Origin of the sequence: Arthrobacter silvisoli (genome assembly GCF_003369445.1) — a bacterium.
Classification (GTDB): domain Bacteria; phylum Actinomycetota; class Actinomycetes; order Actinomycetales; family Micrococcaceae; genus Arthrobacter; species Arthrobacter silvisoli.
Map to the genome: position 1 here is coordinate 172,904 of NZ_QRCU01000039.1, position 18,856 is coordinate 191,759.

Here is an 18,856-nt window from a genome sequence, read left to right on the forward strand (position 1 = left end):
GCGTTCCCCACCCCTACCCAAGGAGCAACAGTGACCAGTACCCAAGCACTCGCCGGACAGGTGGCGCTCGTGACCGGAGGCGGCACGGGCATCGGTGAGGCCATCGCGGCCAGGCTGCTGCAGGAAGGCGCCGCGGTCGCCGTCGTCGGCCGCCGCCGCGAGCCGCTGGACGCCGTCGCGCAGAAGCACGGCGCGTTTCCGGTCGTCGCGGACGTGGCCGATGCCGCGCAGGCGCGGGCCGCCGTCGACGCCGTGGTGGCGGAGTTCGGCCGCCTGGACATGGTGGTGGCGAACGCCGGAGGGCACGGGTTCGCGTCCGTGGAGGACACCGGCGACAGTGCCTGGCAGGCGAGCCTGAACGCCAACCTGACCACGGCCTTCACCACGCTGCGCGAGGCCCTGCCGCAACTGAAGGAAAACGGCGGCCGCGCCGTGGTGGTCTCTTCGCTGGCCGGCCTGTTTGCCGGCCCGAACGTGGCCGGATACACCGTGGGAAAGCACGCGCTGATCGGGCTCACCAGGTCCTTGGCCCGTGACTATGGCAGGCACGGCGTCCGGGTGAACGCGCTGTGCCCGGGCTGGGTCCGCACGCCGATGGCCGACGCCGAGATGGATCAGTTCGCCGAAGGCGCCGGTCTGTCCGGGCGCGAGGAAGCCTACGGCGCCGTGACCGCGAACGTACCGCTTGGCCGGGCCGCGGATCCTGCCGAGATGGCGGCGGTGGTGAACTTCCTGCTGTCGGCTGACTCCTCGTACATCACCGGCGCCACGATCGTGGCCGACGGCGGCGCGCACGTGGTGGACCTGCCCACCATCGCGTTCGACGGGGTGGTGTAGCTTCGGGGACGCGCAATGAAGCTCAGGCCAAGGACTCCCGAAGCCGGCCAGCCAGTGGGGCGATGGGCGCCCCGCCGTAACCGGTCGTTTCGGCGCGGCTGCGACGCGCGCCGACACGCCTGCCTGTGAACCGCGACGGTGAGTGTCGTAGATTCCGCAGCGGTAAATGTCATAACCGTAGTTCGCGACTTTTCCGCGCCGAGGGCCCTCGCCGACGTGTCAAGCTCTTGACCAGGGCGGATCGTACTCTTAGAGTTCTGATATATGAGTTGTATGTCACACTTGCCGACCCCGACCCGAGATTCTGATCTCGATGTATCGGCGCGAGGGTGCCGGAAACCAAGGTCTTGCCGCGTCCATCTCGAAGAGCAGTGATACATGACGACGCCGGAATCCTGAGTCCTGCGCGGTCACGTCGGCTGGCATCGAGCCAGCCGGCCTCGTCCGCCGGTCGCTCAGGGCTCCGGCTGTCCGTGCGTCTAGGAAACGGCGCTCTGATGCCGTCAGCGGTTTGAGCTGAAGCCAGAAGGGAACAAATCTCAATGATCCATCCGACCAGGACGACGGACTCCGTCGACACCTCCATATCAGGAGAGACCAGCTCCAAGTTCAAACGCCGCTTCATGGTGCGGCTTGTCGCGGTCTTCATCGGCGGGATGTTCCTCGACGGTTACATCCTCGGAATCATCGGCCCCGTCACCGGACTCATGCGGTCAGATCTCCAGCTCGACGCACTATCTCTGGGCATGATCGCCGCCGGCCCGCTGGTTGGTATCTTTGTCGGCTCCCCGCTGGCTGGCTGGGCTACTGACAAGTTCGGACGCAAGCCCATGTTCCTCGTGGACATGGGCCTGTTCCTGCTCGCCTCAGCGGCCCAGTTCTTCGTAACCTCCGGAGACGGGGCCGTGATCCAGCTGGCCACCATCCGGTTCTTCATGGGCGTCGCGATCGGGGGCGAGTACTCAATCGGTGGGCCACTGCTGTCAGAGTTCTCTCCTCCGAAGCTCCGCGGGCGGTTGCTCGGGCTGACCCTGATCGCCTGGTATGTCGGTTTCATGATGGCATTCATCATCGGCACGCTCCTGCACGACGCGGGCACCCCTTGGCGCCTTGTCATCGGCACGAGCACGATCCTCGCATTCGTCCTGTTTATCGCCCGAATTGGCCTCCCCGAATCGCCGAGCTGGCTCATTACGAAGGGACGGCGTGAGGAAGCACTCGCGATCGCACGCAGATACGTCGAATCGCCCCAGATGCACAACAGCATCACCGAAGAGATCGATCTGAGGATGATCCAGGAGGCCCAAGCCGCGCAGGGTAGGACCAAAATCAAGGGCGCCTCCTTTGGAATGCTGTTCTCGAGGCAGTACTGGCGCACCACCCTCTTCACCTCAGGTTTTTGGTTCTGCGCGGTCACTCCGTACTTCGCGATCGCGACCTTCGCCGACGATGTGCTCAACCAATTCGGCTTTGGCGGCGGCTGGGCTGGTGGAGTGGGCCTGTCCGCACTTGCGGCCGCGGGCGTTGTCACCACCGTGCTTCTGATTGACAAGCTCGGCCGCCGAATCCTCACCGTGCCCGGGCAGTGGCTCTGCGCAGGCATCCTGCTGATCATCGGAGTCTGGGCGAACGCACCAGCGATCCTCGTGCTCGTCCTGTTCCTCGCCTTCTCCTACTTCAACGCCGGCTACACCACGATGACCCAGGTCTATCCGGCCGAGGTCTTCCCCGGCCACCTGCGCGGCATCGGCATGGGCTTCGCCGCGGCCTTCAGCCGCATCGGAGCCGCACTCGGCACCTTCGCCCTGCCATGGGCGATCAGCAACATCGGCATGGGCCCAAGCATGGTCGTAGCCGCCGCCGTCGCATTGCTCGGCGCAGTCCTCTCGCAATGGCTCGCGCCTGAGACGAAGGGGCGCACCCTCGCCGAGATCTCAGCAGACTTCTCCCACTGACACCGGGACTGCGCGGTGACTTCGAGTTAGAGCTAACGCCCTCGGGCGGATCATTCCTCATACCCCACCGGATCGACGAAGAGCCTGAAAGCGCCGGCACCACAAACGCCACAGTCCTCCTCCACAAACGCACTTGTGGAGGAGGACTGCTGTGTGGCTAGGCGAGTTGCCGGACGCTAGTTCCGTGCGGCAGCCGCGGCGACCGCGGCGGTTTCGCCGTCGGACATTGCCTTCCATTCAGCCACGCGGGCCTGGTGGAGGGGCGACTTCCGCACCACCGCGTAGGCCACACACAGGATCGCGAACCAGATGGGGGTGACCAGCAGAGCGGTCAGGGTGTCCGGCTGGGTGGTCAGTGCCCACACCAGGAAGCCGAAGAAAGCGAAGACCACCCACACCATCGCAATGCCGCCGGGCATCTTGTACGGGGATGCGGCGTGCTGTTCCGGGCGGCGCTTGCGGTACACGAGGTAGCTGGCCAGGATGATCGACCACACGAACATGAAGCAGACAGCCGAGACGGTGGTGACCATGTCGAACGCGGCGCCGACGTCCTTGCCCGCGTAGAGCAGCACGACGCCGGCCAGCAGAAGCACGCAGGAAAGGAACAGGGCGTTCTGCGGAACCTTGCGGCTGGAAAGCCTGCCGAACACCTTGGGAGCGTCGCCGTCGTTGGCCAGGCCGAACACCATGCGCGACGTGGAGTAGATGCCTGAGTTGGCCGAGGACATGGCGGAGGTCAGCACCACCAGGTTCACCACGGTGGCCGCGATGCCCAGGCCCGCCAGCGAGAACATGGCGATGAAGGGGCTGTGGCCGGCCTTGAATTCGGTCCATGGTGTGACGGACATCAGGATGATGAGGGCGCCCACGTAGAACAGCATCACGCGCACCGGGATGGCGTTGATGGCGCGGGGCAGGTTGTGCTCCGGGTTCTTGGTTTCCGCCGCGGCGGTGCCCACCAGTTCGATGCCCACGAAGGCGAAGACCGCGATCTGGAAGCCGGCCACGAAGCCCATGAACTCCTTGGGGAAGAAGCCGCCGTGCTGCCAAAGGTTGGCGAAGGTTGCTGCCCCGGCGTCGGACTTGAAGCCGGTGAAGATCATCACCAGGCCCACCACGATCAGCGCCACGATGGCCACGATCTTGATCAATGCGAACCAGAACTCGGTTTCACCGAAGGCCTTCACGGTGGGCAGGTTCAGCAGGAGCAGGATCACGATGGTGGCCAGGCCCGGGATCCAGAGTGGGATGCCCGGCCAGAGTTCGTTGGCGTAGCCGGCGATGGCGATGACGTCCGCAACGCCGGTGACTACCCAGCAGAACCAGTAGGTCCAGCCGGTGAAGAAGCCGGCCCAGGGGCCGAGGAGGTCGCCTGCGAAGTCGCTGAACGACTTGTAGTTCAGGTTGGACAGGAGCAGCTGGCCCATGGCGCGCATGACGAAGAACAGCATGAATCCGATGATCATGTACACGAAAATCACGGAGGGGCCGGCCACGGAGATGGTCTTGCCGGAGCCCATGAAGAGGCCCGTTCCGATGGCCCCGCCGATTGCCAGGAGCTGGATGTGGCGGTTGCTCAGCGAGCGGGAAAGGTGGGGCTCGCTGTCCCTGCTGGAGGCAGCACGCTGCCCCGTGGTTGTCTGCTCAGACATATGTGGGTCCTTTGAGTGATTCGCCGCAAGAGTGATGTGGCTAACAAAACGACGTACCAAAGGTAACCCTCGTCGGCCGAAATCGCGTGATTGAACGTTTTACCCTGAATTTCATATTTGGGCCGGTGGCCCTCGGGGCGTCTACCCGCCCACATCCCATTTACTTTAGGGCCCCTAACTATTAGGCTTCCTAAGTATGAACGCCGAACGCCCCGCAGACGCCCTGATCGACCTGGCCCAGGAATTCCGCAACGCGCTGCGCCAGAGCGTGTTCGTCCTGCGCCGCCTCGATGCCCACGCCGAATTGAGTTCGGCCCAGCTGAGCGTCCTGAAGATGGCGCTCGACGGCGGCGCCCGCGTGGGTGAGATCGCCCGCGACCTGGGCGTGAAGGTGCCCAGTGCCACCGAGCAGATCATCAGGCTCGAGCGCGCCGGGCTGCTGCGCCGGGAAGCCGACCCAGATGACTCCCGCGCGGTCCGGGTGCTTGCCACCGCGGAAGGCCGTGCCGCCGTCGACCTCGCGGACCGCCGCCGCAACGAACACATTGCCGCGATCCTTGCCACCCTCGACCAGAACGAACGCGACGCGATCAGCGCCGCCCTGCCAGTGTTCCACAAAATCAACAGTTCGGTCCGGGCCTGAAGCCGGCCGGACTGGGACCGTCCGCAAACGAACAGCCACCAAGCAAACGCACAACAACAGGAGCGTCACGCCATGAACGGCCAGCTCGCAGAGCACCTGCAGCCAGCAGAAGACACCCTCGAGGCTGAGAAGGCCTCATTCCTCAAGCAGCCCAAGGCAGTGTGGGCCACCGCCATCGCGGCGGTTTTCGCCTTCATGGGCATCGGCCTGGTGGATCCCATCCTTCCGGCCATCGCCAAGAACCTGGACGCCACACCCAGCCAGGTCTCCCTGTTGTTCACCAGCTACTTCCTGGTGACCGCCGTGGCCATGCTCGTCACGGGCTTCGTCTCGTCCCGGATCGGCGGCAAGAAGACGCTGATGATCGGCCTCGCGCTGATCGTGGTTTTCGCGTCGCTTTCCGGGCTGTCGGGTTCGGTCGGTGAACTGGTCGGCTTCCGGGCGGGTTGGGGACTGGGCAACGCGCTGTTCGTGGCCACCGCCCTCGCGGTGATTGTCGGCGTCGCGAGCGGCGGAGCCGGAACCGCGATCATCCTCTACGAGGCCGCCCTGGGCTTGGGCATCTCGCTCGGCCCGCTGCTCGGCGCGCTCCTGGGCGGCTGGCAGTGGCGCGCACCGTTCTTCGGCACCGCCGTCCTCATGGCCGTCGCGTTCATTGCCCTGATGGTGCTGCTGCCCAAGACCCCGGCCCCGGCCAAGAAGGCGCGGCTGCGGGATCCGCTGCTGGCCCTGGGCCACAAGGGGCTGCGGACCACCGCGGCCAGCGCGCTCTTCTACAACTACGGCTTCTTCACCATCCTGGCCTTCACCCCGTTCATCCTGGGCATGGATGCCTACGGCATCGGCGCGGTGTTCTTCGGCTGGGGCGTGGCCGTGGCCGTGTTCTCGGTCTTCGTGGCGCCCATGCTGCAGCGCCGTTTCGGCACCAACAACGTCCTGGTGGGCACGCTGGCGGCCCTCATGCTCGACCTGGTGGGGCTGGGACTGGCCGCGGGGCACTCAGTGCCGGCCGTCGTCGTACTGGTGATCGTGGCCGGTGCGCTGCTGGGCATCAACAACACGCTTTACACGGAACTGGCCATGGAGGTCTCGGATTCCCCGCGGCCCGTGGCGTCCGCGGGGTACAACTTCGTGCGCTGGATGGGCGGTGCCCTGGCCCCGTTTGCCGCGGCCCAGCTGGGCGAACACTTCGGCCCGCAGCTGCCGTTCTTCGCCGGAGCCCTGGCCCTGGTGCTGGCGATCGCCGTGGCCCTCGGCGGCCGGAAGTTCCTGGCCGCCCACGAACCGCACCTCGTCTAAGGCTCCGCCGCAGCCCAACTGCTAGCCAGTTGGGCTGCCAGGGCAGGAAGGCGCGCTACTTGGTGCTGACCGGGACCTTGGCGCCCTTCGGGACGAACAGGGTCTCGGCCTGTTCCAGCGACATGCCGTTGGTCTCCGGCACCTTGAACATGACGAAGAAGAACGACGCCGCCGCGAAGAGTGCATACATGCCATAGGTCAGCGGGAGGGAGCCGGCGGCCATCACCGGGAAGCTCAGCGTGATGGCGAAGTTGGCCACCCACTGAGCAGCGGCAGCGAGGCCCAAGGCCCGGCCGCGGATGCGGGACGGGAAGATCTCGCCCAGCAGGACCCACACCAGAGGGCCCCAGGACACGCCGAAACTGACCACGAAGAGGTTCGCCGCCACGAGGGCCACTGGACCCCAGGCACCCGGCAATGCAATCTCCGTGCCGTTCCCGGTGGCCGAGGAAAACGCCAGGGCCATGGTGCCCAGGGACGCGGCCATGCCGATGGAGCCGGCAAGCAGGATGGGGCGGCGGCCGATCCGGTCCACCAGGGCGATGGCCACGAGGGTCACCAGGATGTTGGTGATGGAGGTGGCCACCGAGATGGTGAGGGAGTCCTTCTCCTGGAAGCCGACGGCCTTCCACAGGGTGGTGGAGTAGTAGAAGATCACGTTGATGCCCACGAACTGCTGCAGCACGGAAAGGATGATGCCGATCCACACCACGGGCTGCAGGCCGAAGGCGTTGCCGCGCAATGAGCCCTTCTTGGCGGAAAGCTGTTCCTGCTGGATGGATTCGCGGATTTCGCGGATGTGGCGCTCGGTGTCGTCGCCGGGCATCAGGGCGTCGAAGGTCTTCCGGGCGGCGTCTTCCTTGCCGTTGAGGACCAGGAAGTGCGGGGATTCCGGCAGCCTGAAGGCGATCACGCCGTACACGGCGGCGGGGACGGCGCAGGCGATGAACATCCAGCGCCACGCCTCGAGGCCGAACCAGAAATCCTGGTGCGCGCCGCCGGCGGAGGTGGCCAACAGTGCGTCCGACAGCAGGGCCGCGAAGATGCCGCTGGTGATGGCGAGTTGCTGCAGGGAAGCGAGCCGGCCGCGGATCTGCCGCGGTGAGATCTCGGAAATGTATGCCGGAGCGATCACCGAAGCGAGGCCGATGCCCAGCCCTCCCACCAGGCGCCAGAAGATCAGGTCCCAGACGCCGAATGCCAGGCCCGTGCCGATCGAGCTGACCAGGAACAGGGCGGCCCCGAGCTTCATCGCGGGCACCCTGCCGCGGCGGTCGGCCACTTTCCCGGCGAGGTAGGCACCGGCGGCGCAGCCCAGGAGGGCGATGGCTACGGCGAAGCCGGTGACGGCCTCGCTCAGCGCGAATTCGGCCTTCATGGCGTCCACGGCGCCATTGACCACCGAGGAATCGAAGCCGAAGAGGAAGCCGCCGACTGCCCCGGCGATGGCGAGGCCAATGACCTTTCGGTGGACGCCGGCATGGCTGGCGGAAATGGAAATGGACATGGCTCTCCCTTGAGGACTGGTGGCTTGGGGTGGCGCGGCAATCGTCGGCTGCTGACTCCAAATGGAGGCGCCGGTGCACTCGCGCTAAACAGTGTGTCACGCCACAGCGCCGGATTTCCATTGTGTTAAAGAGTTGAAGGCATGTGACTCTGCGCACCCTGCGGCCCCGCGGCCACGAAGAAGCGGCCCTGACACCTGCGAAAGACGGGCGGCCCGGGCGCAACGCCCCGAGCAGATTTGTCCAGTCGAAAGTCTACCGACGAGTAGGTGAACGCTCGGCAAAAACAGCCGATTGAATCCTCTCAGTTCCCCATACTGAAAAGCGTGCCAACTTCCACAACATTCACCCGCCGCCAGATTCTGCGCACCGCCGGGTCCGCTGCCGCCGTCGCGGGCCTTCCCGCTCTTGTGTCCACACCTGCCTTTGCGGGCAGCGCCGCTTTCGTTCATGGTGTCGCGTCCGGTGATCCGTTCCCGGACGGCGTGCTGCTCTGGACCCGTGTGACGCCCACAGCTGAAGCCCTGCCCGCCTCGGGCCTCGGCCCCGATGTCACGGTTCGCTGGGAAGTTTCGGCCAGCCCGGACTTCCAGCGGATCGTGGCCAAGGGCGCGGTCGCAACCGGCGCGGCGCGCGACCACACGGTCAAGGCCGTCGTCTCGGGCCTCGACGCGGACACCGTGTACTGGTACCGCTTCTCCTACGGCCGCGCGGTTTCCCCCATCGGACGAACGCGGACTGCCCCGGCGGCTGGCGCCGCCGTCGGAAATCTCCGCTTCGGTGTTGTCTCGTGCGCGAACTACCAGGCAGGCTACTTCTCCGCGTACCGCCACTTGGCCCAGCGGGGAGACCTGCATGCTGCGTTGCACCTCGGGGACTACCTCTATGAATACGCGCCCGGCCAGTACCAGGCGCGCGATGTCCTGGTGCGGCCGCATGATCCGGCGGTCGAAATGACGACGCTGGCCCACTATCGCCTGCGGCACGCCCAGTACAAGACCGACGCCGAGCTGCAGGCGCTGCACGCCGTGGTCCCGTTCATCGTCACCTGGGACGATCACGAAGCCGCGAACGATGCCTGGAGCGGTGGCGCCGAGAACCATACTGAGGGCGCGGAGGGGCTTTGGAGTGACCGCCGGGCCGCCGCCCAGCAGGCCTACGCCGAATGGATGCCTGTGCGTTTCGAACCGGGCGGCCAACTGTACCGCCGCTTCGAGTTTGGGTCGCTGGCAAGCCTGTCGATGCTTGACCTGCGCAGCTACCGCAGCCAGCAGGCATCGAACCAGCTCGATCCCGCTGTCGACAATGCAAGCCGCACCATCACCGGGACTGCCCAGATGGATTGGCTGCTGGAAGGGCTGAAACCGACCGGGCCGCAGTGGAAGCTGGTCGGAAACCCCGTGATGATCACCCCCATCCGGGTGCCCTCCACGCTCAGCACCGAAGGGCTCGGGGCGGTGCAGGAGCTTCTTGGCGGGACGACAATTGACGGTGTCCCGTACAACGTGGACCAGTGGGACGGCTACCAAGCCGACCAACACCGGGTGCTCCGGCACCTGCGGGACAACGGCGTGAAAGACACGGTCTTCCTCACCGGTGATATCCATTCCGGATGGGCCTGCGATCTCCCCGCCGATCCGCCGAGCTACCCGTTCACAGGAGACTCGGTGGCAACCGAACTCGTCTGCACCTCGGTGACGAGCGACAACCTCGATGACATCCTGGACGTGCCCCCGCGCACGGCTTCGCTCGTCGTGGAGAGCGCCATCAAGGCCAACAACCCACACGTGAAGTACCTTGACTTCGACTCGCACGGGTTCTCGGTACTCGACATCACTCCGGCCGGCGTCCGGATGGACTGGTACGTCCTCGCCGACCGCACCGTTCGGGACTCGGCCGCCACCCTGTCAACCTCCTGGCAGGTTGCCGCCGGAACCAACAAAGTCCGCCCAGTGGAAGGGATCACGCTGTGACCACGCCCCGTACAAGCCGCCGCCAGTTCCTGCGTCTCGCGTCCGCGGGCGGGGCCGCCGTCGTGCTCTCCGCCCTGCCCGGCACCTCATGGGCGGCATCGCCGGATTCCGGCAGGCTGCGCTGCTATGTCATCGTCACTGACGGCTGCCGTCCGGAGGAGATCACGCCCGCGCTCACCCCGAACCTCGCGGCACTGCGCGACGGCGGCACCTCCTTCCCGGCGGCCCGTTCCCTGCCGGTGATGGAGACCATTCCAAACCACGTCATGATGATGACCGGGGTCCGGCCGGATCGCTCCGGTGTCCCGGCGAACTCGTTCTACGACCGCGCCGAGGGCACCGTGCGCGACATGGACCGGGCCACGGACCTGCGTTTCCCGACTCTCCTGGAGCGGCTCCAGGAGAAGGGACTCACCACGGGATCCGTGCTGAGCAAGAAGTACCTCTACGGGGTCTTCGGAGAGCGTGCCAGCTACCGCTGGGAGCCGTTCCCCCTCGTTCCGGGCACCAACCATGCACCCGACGCCGCCACGATCGACGCCCTCATCGCGATGGTGCACGGGCCCGACCCGGACATGGTGTTCACGAACCTCGGAGACATCGACCGCGTCGGCCACCTGGACCTCACGGGCACCACACTGCGCGCCGCCCGCGACGCCGCGCTTGCCGACACCGATGTGCAGGTGGGCCGCTTCGTGGACCACCTCAAGGACACCGGCCGCTGGCAAAGCAGCGTGATCCTTGTCCTCGCCGACCACTCCATGGACTGGTCGGTCCCGACAAACGTCATCTCGGTATCGCTCGCGTTGACGGGACGCGCGGATCTGCGGTCCTCTATTACCGTCGCCCAGAACGGTGGAGCCGACCTGATCTACTGGACGGGAGACGGCGCCGCCCGTGGCACCGGGCTCTCCGAAATCCGGGCCATCCTCGCCGAACACCCCGGAGTACTGCGCATTGATGATCCCGCCGTGCTCCGCCTGGGGGCGGAAGCGGGCGACCTCGTGGTGTTCTGCCGGGCCGGATGGCGCTTCTCTGACCCGTACATCGTCTCCAACCCGATTCCCGGGAACCACGGCCACCCCGCCACCGAACCCATCCCGTTCTTCGTCGCCGGCGGAAGCTCCCGGGTGTTACGTGGCCGGGTCTCGTCCGAGCAGGCACGCACCCTCGACGTCGCCCCGACTATCGGGGCCCTGTATGGACTCCACGCACCAGCCGGCGGCTATGACGGGACCGCAAGGACCACTGCGTTCGAGTACTGAAGGCAGGGGTGCTGTAACGGGCTGTCAGGAGAACTCTTCCAACGCCTCCGTCAGCAGGCGGCCCGGCTCGCCGAGCCGACGGTGCACACCGCGGGAAGCGATCAGCTCGCCGGCGACGACGACGTCGGTGACGTCGCTTGCGGTTGCGCTGAAGGCCATCTGAAGCGGACGGGATCCCGCGGTACGGGTCGAGGCCGGATCGATGACCATGAAGTCGCAGACTGCGCCGACATGGAGCGCCGACGGGGCAACCGGGGTCGCCATGGACCGTGCGGCCCCCACCGTTGCCGCCCGCAGCAGTTCCTGCGGGGAAAACCTGCCGCGCTGGCCGGTGCCAAGGCGTTCCCCGTGCTCGAGGGCGCGCATTTCAGTCCAGGGATCGATCACCGCGTGCTGGTCCGTGCCGAGCGCGATGGCCGCCCCGGCGTCGGAAAGCTCCCGTGCGGGGCCGATCCCGTCTGCGAGGTCGGCTTCGGTGCTCGGGCACATCACCACGGTCGCGCCGGCGCTTCCGAGCAGGGCAATGTCTTCCGGTGTCAGGTGCGTGGCATGGACGGCGGAGAGCTGCCCGGACAGCAGGCCGTGGCGCTCCAGGAGACCGGCCGGCGTGGTGCCGTAGGCCTCCAGGCAGGCTTCGTTCTCGGCGGGCTGCTCGCTCAGGTGGATGTGGAGGGGGATGTCGGCAGGCAGCTGCCTTGCCACCGTCTTGAGGTCCTCTTCGGGCACGGCCCGGACGGAGTGCAATGCCGCGCCCACACTGATCAGCTCCGGCGGGAAGTTCTTTGCGATCTCGGTCCGAAGCGAGGAAAGGCGGTCCAGCCAGGCTTGGACGCCGGTGTCCCCGAACCGTGCCTGTTCGGGGCTGAGCGGCGTGCCGATGCCGCCGGCCAGGTAGAGCGTGTCCAGGAGGGTGAGGCGGATGCCCGCGGACATTGCCGCCCTGGCCAGGGCCAACTCCATGGCATGGGGCTGGTCATAGGGCGCCCCGTCCTGCTGGTGATGGACATAGTGGAACTCGGCCACGCTGCTGAAGCCGGAGACCACCATTTCGGCGAACACAGCGGTGGCCAGCTTCTCGTATTTCCCGGGAGTCAATTCGGCGGCGCTCCGGTACATCTGCTCCCGCCACACCCAGAAGTCCCCACGCCCGTCATGGGTGCGTCCGCGCAGGATCCTGTGGAAAGCGTGGGAGTGGGCGTTGGCCGCCGCGGGGAAGGCGATGCCGTGCAGTTCCGTGTCGCCGGTTTGGGGGCGGGTTCCGGTCGTGATCGCGGAGATGCGGCCGCCCTGTGTTTCCAGACGCACGCCGCTGGCGACCTCCGGAACTCCCGTGCCGCCGTCGGCGTCGATGAGCGCCGTCTCGCACCAGTACCCGCTCACAGGAGTCCCTCCAGGACATCCGCGAGGGCAACCGCGCCGGTGGCTGCGTCCTCGTCGGCCACGTACTCCTCGGGCGAATGCGAGATTCCGCTGGGATTGCGCACGAAGAGCATCGCCGAGGGAACGGATCCGGCGAGCACGCCCGCGTCGTGGCCCGCGCCGGTTGCGAGGACGGGAGCGTCCGGCAGGAGCGCGCCGATGCGCCGGCTCAGGCCGGCATCGAAGTAGACCGTGTCGCTGTAGGACTCCTCGGTGAGGGTCACGGTGCATCCTTCGGCCGCTGCGGCTTCCTTGGCCGAGCGGTAAATCGCCTCGATGAGTTGCGCGGTTACGGCGTCGTCGGGATGGCGGGCGTCGAGCCAGAGGTCCACGCGGGACGCAATGACGTTGGTGCCGCCCGGAACGGGCGTCAAGCGGCCGACGGTGGCCCTGGCGTCGGGCTGTTTGGCTGCGGTATCGCGGACGGCGAGGACGATCTGGGCGGCCGCGACCATGGGATCTGCACGGTCGGCCATGAGCGTGGTGCCGGCGTGGTTGCCCTGGCCGTTGACGCTCAGCTTCCAGCGGCCGTGGCCCAGGATGGAGCTCCCGACGGCGATGGCGGGCCCGCCGTTGCCCAGGCCCTTGCCCTGCTCCACATGCAATTCAACGAAGTCGCCGATCCTGGCCAGGGCTTCCGGGTCCGGGCCGACGTGCCGGGGGTCCAGCCCGTTGCTTCGTGCGACGTCGGCGAAGGTGTTGCCGTCGGCGTCGCGCAGGTTCAGGGCTTTTTCGACGCCGATGGCGCCGGTGAGGAGCCGCGATCCCAGGCAGGCCACGCCGAAGCGGGACCCCTCTTCCTCCGGGAAGACCGTGATGGCGAGCGGGCGCGGCGGCTGGACACCGCGCGCCTTAAGGATGTCGACGGCGGCGAGGGCCGATGCGACACCGAGCGGTCCGTCAAAAGCGCCTCCGCCCGGAACTGAATCGAGGTGGCTGCCGGTGACGAGGGCACCGTCCTGAGGCTTTCCCCACCACGCCCAGATGATGCCGTTGCGGTCGGTCTCGACGTCGAGGCCGCGCTGCTGGGCTTGTTCGATGAACCACTGCCTGAGGTCGAGTTCCGGCGTCGAATAGACGGCCCTGGAGTATCCTCCGCGTACCGCATCGCGGCCCACGCCCTTGATCGAGTCAAGGAGTTGATTGACGGTTTCCACGTTGTTCCTCCGATGGTGAAGACTGCCACCAAGTAAAAACCACTTGCCACCACATGACAAGGGCTTGAGGGCAAAACCGCCACAATTAACAGCGCTGAAACACTGCCGACACCCCGCGGTCACGTAAGCGGTCTCGGATCCCGGAATCTCAGGAAATAAAGCGAAACCTCTTGCCATGCCGTGAAAAGTGCTTTTTACTGAATGGCAAGACATGGTGATCCGGACCACTCGAAAGAAGGTCAGGCAGTTGGCAGCAGATTCCTCCACCCGGACGGTCGAAAGGGCGCTGGCCCTCCTCAGTGCAGTCTGCACGGATGGGTCCATCAGCCTGAGTGACGCCGCACGCGTCGTTGATTTGTCGGCCAGCACCGCCCTCCGCCTCCTCCGCACGTTGGAAGGCAGCGGCTTTGTGACCCGGGATCCGGGAGGCAACTTCCGTCCCGGGGCCAGCATCATCCAGCTGGGTGCCCTGGCGTTGGGGCAGGAATCCCTCGTCTCCCTCTGCACGCCGCACATGAAGCAGCTTGTGGCCGAAACGGGCGAGTCCTGCTACTTGAGCATTCCCGGTCCTGGGGAGACCGGAATCTACATCGCCATCGTCGAAGGTACCCGTTCCGTCCGGCACACAAGCTGGGTCGGCAGGAGCATCCCGTTGGAAGGATCCGCTGCCGGCAAGATCCTCACCGGCGGGCAGAACGGCCGCGGCTACGCCATCGTGCGCAGCGGCGTGGAAGACGACATCACGGCGGTCGCTGCACCCATCGTGATCGGCGGCCGGACCGTGGCAGCCCTCAGCATCGTGGTGCCCAGCTACCGCCTGGATGAAGCGAAGGCCCACACATTTGGCGAGGAACTGGTGAGGGTGGCAGGCAACATCCTCGAAGAACCCGCAGGAAACCATGAAGCGCCCCACGAAAGCATGGAAAAGAAATGATCAAGTTTGAAAATGTCACCAAGGCGTACCCGGATGGGACGGTCGCCGTCGACGGCCTGAACCTCGAAGCCCCTACCGGCAAGCTGACCATCCTGGTCGGTCCCTCGGGCTGCGGAAAGACCACCTCGTTGAGGATGATCAACCGCCTCATCGAGCCCACCAGCGGGACCATCTATCTCGATGACCAGCCCACCTCCGGCATGGATGCAGCGTTGCTCCGGCGCAGGATCGGTTACGTCATCCAGCACGCCGGCCTTTTCCCGCACCGCACGATCGTGGACAACGTGGCCACCATGCCTATCCTGCTGGGCGAGAGCCGGCAGAAGGCCCGCACCAAAGCCCTCGAGCTGATTGAGCGCGTCGGCCTGCCGGCCAGCTTCGCCAAGCGCTACCCGTGGCAGCTCTCCGGCGGCCAGCAGCAGCGCGTCGGTGTTGCCCGTGCCCTGGCTTCGGACCCGGCATTCATGCTGATGGATGAGCCCTTCAGTGCCGTGGACCCTGTGGTCCGCGGACAGCTCCAGGACGAGTTCCTTCGCCTGCAGAGCGAGATCGGCAAGACGATCATCATGGTCACGCACGACATCGACGAAGCCCTCAAGCTCGGCGACCAGGTTGCCGTGATGCGGGTCGGCGGGAAGCTTGCGCAGATGGCCTCCCCGTCGGAACTGCTTACCTCGCCCGCCGATGAGTTCGTGGCGGACTTCGTGGGCCGGGACCGCGGCTACCGTTCCCTTGGTTTCACCAAGACGGCCGGCGCCGTGGCCATCGGAGAAGAAGCCGTGGTCCAGCTTGGCGCCTCCGCGGAGGAAGCCCGCGCCAAGGCCACGGGTGCCTGGGTGCTGGTGGTCGACGGCAGCCGCAAGCCCCTCGGCTGGGCCCAGCCCGAGCAGATCGCCGGCGGCGAGCTGAAGCGCGAGCACCTGAACCTCAGCGGCATCGCCGCAGCGGCGTCCGGAACCATGCGCCAGCTCCTCGACGCCGCCCTCTCCTCGCCCAGCCGCCGCGGTGTGGTGGTCAACGAGCACGGGGAGCTGATCGGCACCGTCACCGCGACGGACGTCGTCAAGGCCATTGAAGCCGAACCCCACCTGGAGACGGCGCGATGAACATTGAATGGCTCGGCCGCCAGTTCGACACCATCGTCTTCCTGCTTGGCTGGCACGTCCTGCTGACCGTTATCCCGCTCATCCTGGGCCTGCTGATTGCGCTTCCCCTTGGCTGGTGGGCGCACCGGAGCCGCCGGATCTACCCCTTGCTGGTGGGCGTCGCGGGCCTTCTCTACACGGTCCCGTCCCTTGCCCTGTTCGTCCTGCTGCCGCTGGTCCTTGGCACCAAGATCCTGGACCCGCTGAACATCGTCGCGGCCCTGACCATCTACACCGTCGCGCTGTTGGTGCGCGTGGTGGCTGATGCCCTCGAGTCCGTGCCGGAGGACACCGTCCAGGCCGCCAAGGCCATGGGCTACCGCAGCTGGCAGAGCCTCCTGAAAGTGGAGCTGCCCGTGGGCGTTCCCGTGATCAGCGCAGGGCTCCGTGTTGCCGCCGTGTCCAACGTCAGCCTGGTATCCGTGGCCGCGCTGCTGGGTATTCCCCAGCTCGGTTCGCTCTTCACCCAGGGCTTCCAGCTGAGGTTCTTCACGCCGATCATCGCCGGCATCCTGCTCTGCGTCATCCTGGCCATGATCCTGGACGGGCTGATCATCCTTCTCAACCGGTGGCTGACACCGTGGACCCCCAAGGTGGTGGCATCGTGAACTACCTGTTCGACCCCCGGCACTGGACTGGCGCCGACGGCATCCCGACCCTGATCGGGGAGCACCTGTTGTACTCGCTGATCGCCTTGGCCATCGCGGCAGTCATCGCGGTACCACTTGGCATCTACATCGGCGTCACGGGCAAAGGCGTGTTCCTGATCGCCGGCCTGGCGAATGCGCTCCGCGCCCTGCCCAGTGTGGGCCTCCTAATCCTGCTGGTCCTGCTGATCTCGCCGGCCTTCCCGTCCAAGATGGGCTACATCCTTCCGAGCCTCATCGTCCTGGTGCTGCTTGCAGTGCCGCCCATCCTGACCAACACGTATGCCGGCGTCCGCGCCGTGGATGCAGCCGCCGTCGACGCCGCCAGGGGCATGGGGTTCCGCACCATGAAGATCCTCACCGACGTCCAGCTCCCGTGCTCGCTTCCGCTCGTCCTGTCCGGTGTCCGCAGCGCCTTGCTGCAGATCATCTCGACGGCGACCATCGCCGCGTACATTTCGCTCGGCGGCCTGGGCCGCCTCCTGATCGACGGCAAGGCCCAGAACGACTACAGCCAAATGGTCGCCGGCGCCGTGCTGGTCGCCCTGCTGGCGCTGTTCTTCGACCAGCTCCTCGCTTTCATCACCCGCCGTGTGGTCTCACCGGGACTGACGCGGCGCACCATCAAATCGGCCTCCATCGCCGAACCCGCGAAGACCCCCGTCACGGTCTGAACAACACCCGGCGCCGGCCTTCCGGCGCGCAAGTTTCACCTCCCACCCACCCCCACGTGGCCGCTGCATGCCTTCGCAGGGCCGTTCCAGGAGAGTTGACATGAAGAAGTACCTGACAGGTTTCACCCTCGCGGCAGTCGCCGCCATCACCCTGAGCGCCTGCGGCGGCGGGGACCCCATGAGCTCGTCAAGCACGCCGGCAGGAGGTTCGGGCGACAGCATCATCGTGGGCTCGGCTGACTTCCCGGAAAGCCAGTTGATCGCCAAAATCTATGCCGAGGCATTGAAGGCCAAGGGAATCCAGGTCACCGAAAAGCCGAGCATCGGTAGCCGCGAAGTCACCATTCCCGCGCTCAAGGACGGTTCCATCGACCTGATGCCCGAGTACGGTGGCGCGCTCCTGCAATACCTCGATTCCAAGACCAAGGCGGTCACTTCGGAGGAGGTCACCAAGGACCTCGCCACGAAGATCCCCTCGGGACTGGCCCTCCTGGCCGCCTCCGAGGCGGAAGACAAGGACGTCCTGGCGGTCAAGAAGGAAACGGCCGAGAAGTACAAGCTGAAGACCATCGAGGACATCAAGCCCGTGGCCAAGGAACTCGTTCTGGGCGGCCCGCCGGAGTGGAAGACCCGCCTGAACGGCGTGGCCGGGCTGAAATCCGTCTACGGCCTTGAGTTCAAGGAATTCTCAGCCCTCGATGCCGGTGGTCCGCTGACGCTGAATGCCCTGCTTTCCGGCCAGGTCCAGGTCGCCGACCTGTTCAGCACCGACCCGGCGCTGAAGGACAACAACCTGGTTGCCCTCGAAGACAACAAGAACCTGTTCCTGTCCGAGAACATCGTGCCGATCATCAACGCGAAGAAGTCCACGGACACTGTCAAGGAAACCCTGAACAGGGTCTCCGCAGCGCTGACCACCGAAGACCTCATCACGATGAACGGCCGGGTGGCCAAGTTCGAAGACATCGGTGAAATCGCCAAGGAATGGCTCAAGTCCAAGAACCTGGGCTGATCCCGCTCGCTTGTAGTAGAGAAAGAAAAGAAATGACTGCAGATTTCACTACCGGAGCCCGTCCGGTCAAAGCTGCCCGCGGCACCGAGCTCACCGCGAAGAGCTGGCAGACGGAAGCGCCGTTGCGCATGTTGATGAATAACCTGGACCCTGAGGTTGCCGAGCGTCCGGATGACCTGGTGGTCTACGGCGGCACCGGCCGCGCCGCCCGTAGCTGGGCCGCGTTCGACGCGATCACCCGCACGCTGGAGACGATGGAGAAGGACGAGACGCTCTTGGTCCAGTCCGGCAAGCCGGTGGGTGTGTTCCGCACCAACGAATGGGCTCCCCGCGTGCTGCTGGCCAACTCGAACCTCGTGGGTGACTGGGCAACGTGGCCCGAGTTCCGCCGCCTCGAGGCCGAGGGCCTGATGATGTACGGGCAGATGACCGCCGGTTCCTGGATCTACATCGGCACCCAGGGCATCCTGCAGGGCACGTACGAAACCTTCGCCGCGGTGGGCAACAAGCTCGCTGCCGCTAGGCATGACGCTGCCCGTCACCCGGCTCCGGCTGCGGAGGGTTCCACCGAGGGTCCGCTGGCCGGCACCTTGACCCTGACCGGCGGTTGCGGCGGCATGGGCGGGGCCCAGCCGCTGGCCGTGACCCTGAACGACGGGGCCTGCCTGATCGTGGATGTGGACGAGTCCCGGCTGCGCCGCCGGGCCGGCAAGCGTTACCTGGACGAGGTGGAGAC

The 18,856-nt window shown here is 66.2% G+C and carries 16 protein-coding genes; 12 read left to right on the forward strand and 4 right to left on the reverse strand.

Annotated elements, in window-relative coordinates; genetic code table 11:
* The first annotated feature begins 30 nt into the window (after positions 1 to 30).
* Both DWV11_RS11590 and DWV11_RS11595 read left to right on the forward strand, forming a co-directional pair.
* Positions 31 to 837: an SDR family NAD(P)-dependent oxidoreductase gene (locus DWV11_RS11590; RefSeq protein WP_115789058.1), complete on the forward strand. Its 807-nt coding sequence runs from the start codon at positions 31 to 33 to the stop codon at positions 835 to 837.
* 542 nt (positions 838 to 1,379) lie between these two features.
* A complete protein-coding gene (locus DWV11_RS11595) occupies positions 1,380 to 2,792 on the forward strand; it encodes an MFS transporter (RefSeq protein ID WP_115789060.1) in 1,413 nt (470 codons plus the stop codon).
* A 176-nt stretch (positions 2,793 to 2,968) separates the two neighbouring features.
* Here DWV11_RS11595 and cycA read toward each other — a convergent pair whose 3' ends face one another.
* On the reverse strand, positions 2,969 to 4,447 hold the full coding sequence (gene cycA, locus DWV11_RS11600) for a D-serine/D-alanine/glycine transporter (protein ID WP_115789062.1): 1,479 nt from the start codon (positions 4,445 to 4,447) through the stop codon (positions 2,969 to 2,971).
* A gap of 196 nt (positions 4,448 to 4,643) precedes the next feature.
* Here cycA and DWV11_RS11605 point away from each other — a divergent pair, with 196 nt between their 5' ends.
* Together DWV11_RS11605 and DWV11_RS11610 are read left to right on the forward strand one after the other, a co-directional pair.
* Positions 4,644 to 5,090: a MarR family winged helix-turn-helix transcriptional regulator gene (locus DWV11_RS11605; RefSeq protein WP_115789064.1), complete on the forward strand. Its 447-nt coding sequence runs from the start codon at positions 4,644 to 4,646 to the stop codon at positions 5,088 to 5,090.
* Between the two features lie 72 nt (positions 5,091 to 5,162).
* Positions 5,163 to 6,389 carry an MFS transporter gene (locus tag DWV11_RS11610; protein WP_115789066.1) on the forward strand — a complete coding sequence of 409 codons (1,227 nt, stop codon included), beginning with the start codon at positions 5,163 to 5,165 and terminating at the stop codon, positions 6,387 to 6,389.
* Between the two features lie 55 nt (positions 6,390 to 6,444).
* Here the strand turns inward: DWV11_RS11610 and DWV11_RS11615 are convergent, their stop codons facing one another.
* A complete protein-coding gene (locus DWV11_RS11615; RefSeq protein WP_115789068.1) occupies positions 6,445 to 7,896 on the reverse strand; it encodes a sugar porter family MFS transporter in 1,452 nt (483 codons plus the stop codon).
* A gap of 324 nt (positions 7,897 to 8,220) precedes the next feature.
* Between DWV11_RS11615 and DWV11_RS11620 the strand changes: the two genes are divergently transcribed.
* Complete coding sequence (locus DWV11_RS11620) at positions 8,221 to 9,867, forward strand: alkaline phosphatase D family protein (protein WP_115789070.1); 1,647 nt, start codon at positions 8,221 to 8,223, stop codon at positions 9,865 to 9,867.
* The gene (locus DWV11_RS11625) at positions 9,864 to 11,132 is read left to right on the forward strand and encodes an alkaline phosphatase family protein (protein WP_115789072.1); all 1,269 of its coding nucleotides are present in this window, start codon (positions 9,864 to 9,866) and stop codon (positions 11,130 to 11,132) included. The genes DWV11_RS11620 and DWV11_RS11625 overlap by 4 nt, the downstream gene beginning before the upstream one ends.
* Before the next feature lie 24 nt (positions 11,133 to 11,156).
* Here DWV11_RS11625 and DWV11_RS11630 read toward each other — a convergent pair whose 3' ends face one another.
* Both DWV11_RS11630 and DWV11_RS11635 read right to left on the reverse strand, forming a co-directional pair.
* Positions 11,157 to 12,512 (reverse strand): formimidoylglutamate deiminase, encoded by a 1,356-nt coding sequence (locus DWV11_RS11630; protein WP_115789073.1) that lies wholly within the window; start codon positions 12,510 to 12,512, stop codon positions 11,157 to 11,159.
* On the reverse strand, positions 12,509 to 13,708 hold the full coding sequence (locus DWV11_RS11635) for an allantoate amidohydrolase (RefSeq protein ID WP_115789074.1): 1,200 nt from the start codon (positions 13,706 to 13,708) through the stop codon (positions 12,509 to 12,511). Before DWV11_RS11635 ends, DWV11_RS11630 begins: the two co-directional genes overlap by 4 nt.
* Positions 13,709 to 13,955: 247 nt before the next feature.
* Here DWV11_RS11635 and DWV11_RS11640 point away from each other — a divergent pair, with 247 nt between their 5' ends.
* The 6 genes from DWV11_RS11640 to DWV11_RS11665 all read left to right on the forward strand — a co-directional run.
* Positions 13,956 to 14,642: an IclR family transcriptional regulator gene (locus DWV11_RS11640; RefSeq protein ID WP_245953569.1), complete on the forward strand. Its 687-nt coding sequence runs from the start codon at positions 13,956 to 13,958 to the stop codon at positions 14,640 to 14,642.
* Positions 14,639 to 15,748 carry an ATP-binding cassette domain-containing protein gene (locus DWV11_RS11645; protein ID WP_115789075.1) on the forward strand — a complete coding sequence of 370 codons (1,110 nt, stop codon included), beginning with the start codon at positions 14,639 to 14,641 and terminating at the stop codon, positions 15,746 to 15,748. The genes DWV11_RS11640 and DWV11_RS11645 overlap by 4 nt, the downstream gene beginning before the upstream one ends.
* Positions 15,745 to 16,395 (forward strand): ABC transporter permease, encoded by a 651-nt coding sequence (locus DWV11_RS11650; RefSeq protein WP_115789076.1) that lies wholly within the window; start codon positions 15,745 to 15,747, stop codon positions 16,393 to 16,395. The genes DWV11_RS11645 and DWV11_RS11650 overlap by 4 nt, the downstream gene beginning before the upstream one ends.
* Positions 16,356 to 17,108 carry an ABC transporter permease gene (locus DWV11_RS11655; RefSeq protein ID WP_245953571.1) on the forward strand — a complete coding sequence of 251 codons (753 nt, stop codon included), beginning with the start codon at positions 16,356 to 16,358 and terminating at the stop codon, positions 17,106 to 17,108. Before DWV11_RS11650 ends, DWV11_RS11655 begins: the two co-directional genes overlap by 40 nt.
* Positions 17,109 to 17,208: 100 nt before the next feature.
* Positions 17,209 to 18,120, forward strand: coding sequence for an ABC transporter substrate-binding protein (locus DWV11_RS11660; protein ID WP_115789077.1), 912 nt, complete (start codon positions 17,209 to 17,211; stop codon positions 18,118 to 18,120).
* A gap of 32 nt (positions 18,121 to 18,152) precedes the next feature.
* The coding region (locus DWV11_RS11665) for a urocanate hydratase family protein (RefSeq protein WP_483964184.1) at positions 18,153 to 18,856 on the forward strand (704 nt) is incomplete at its 3' end.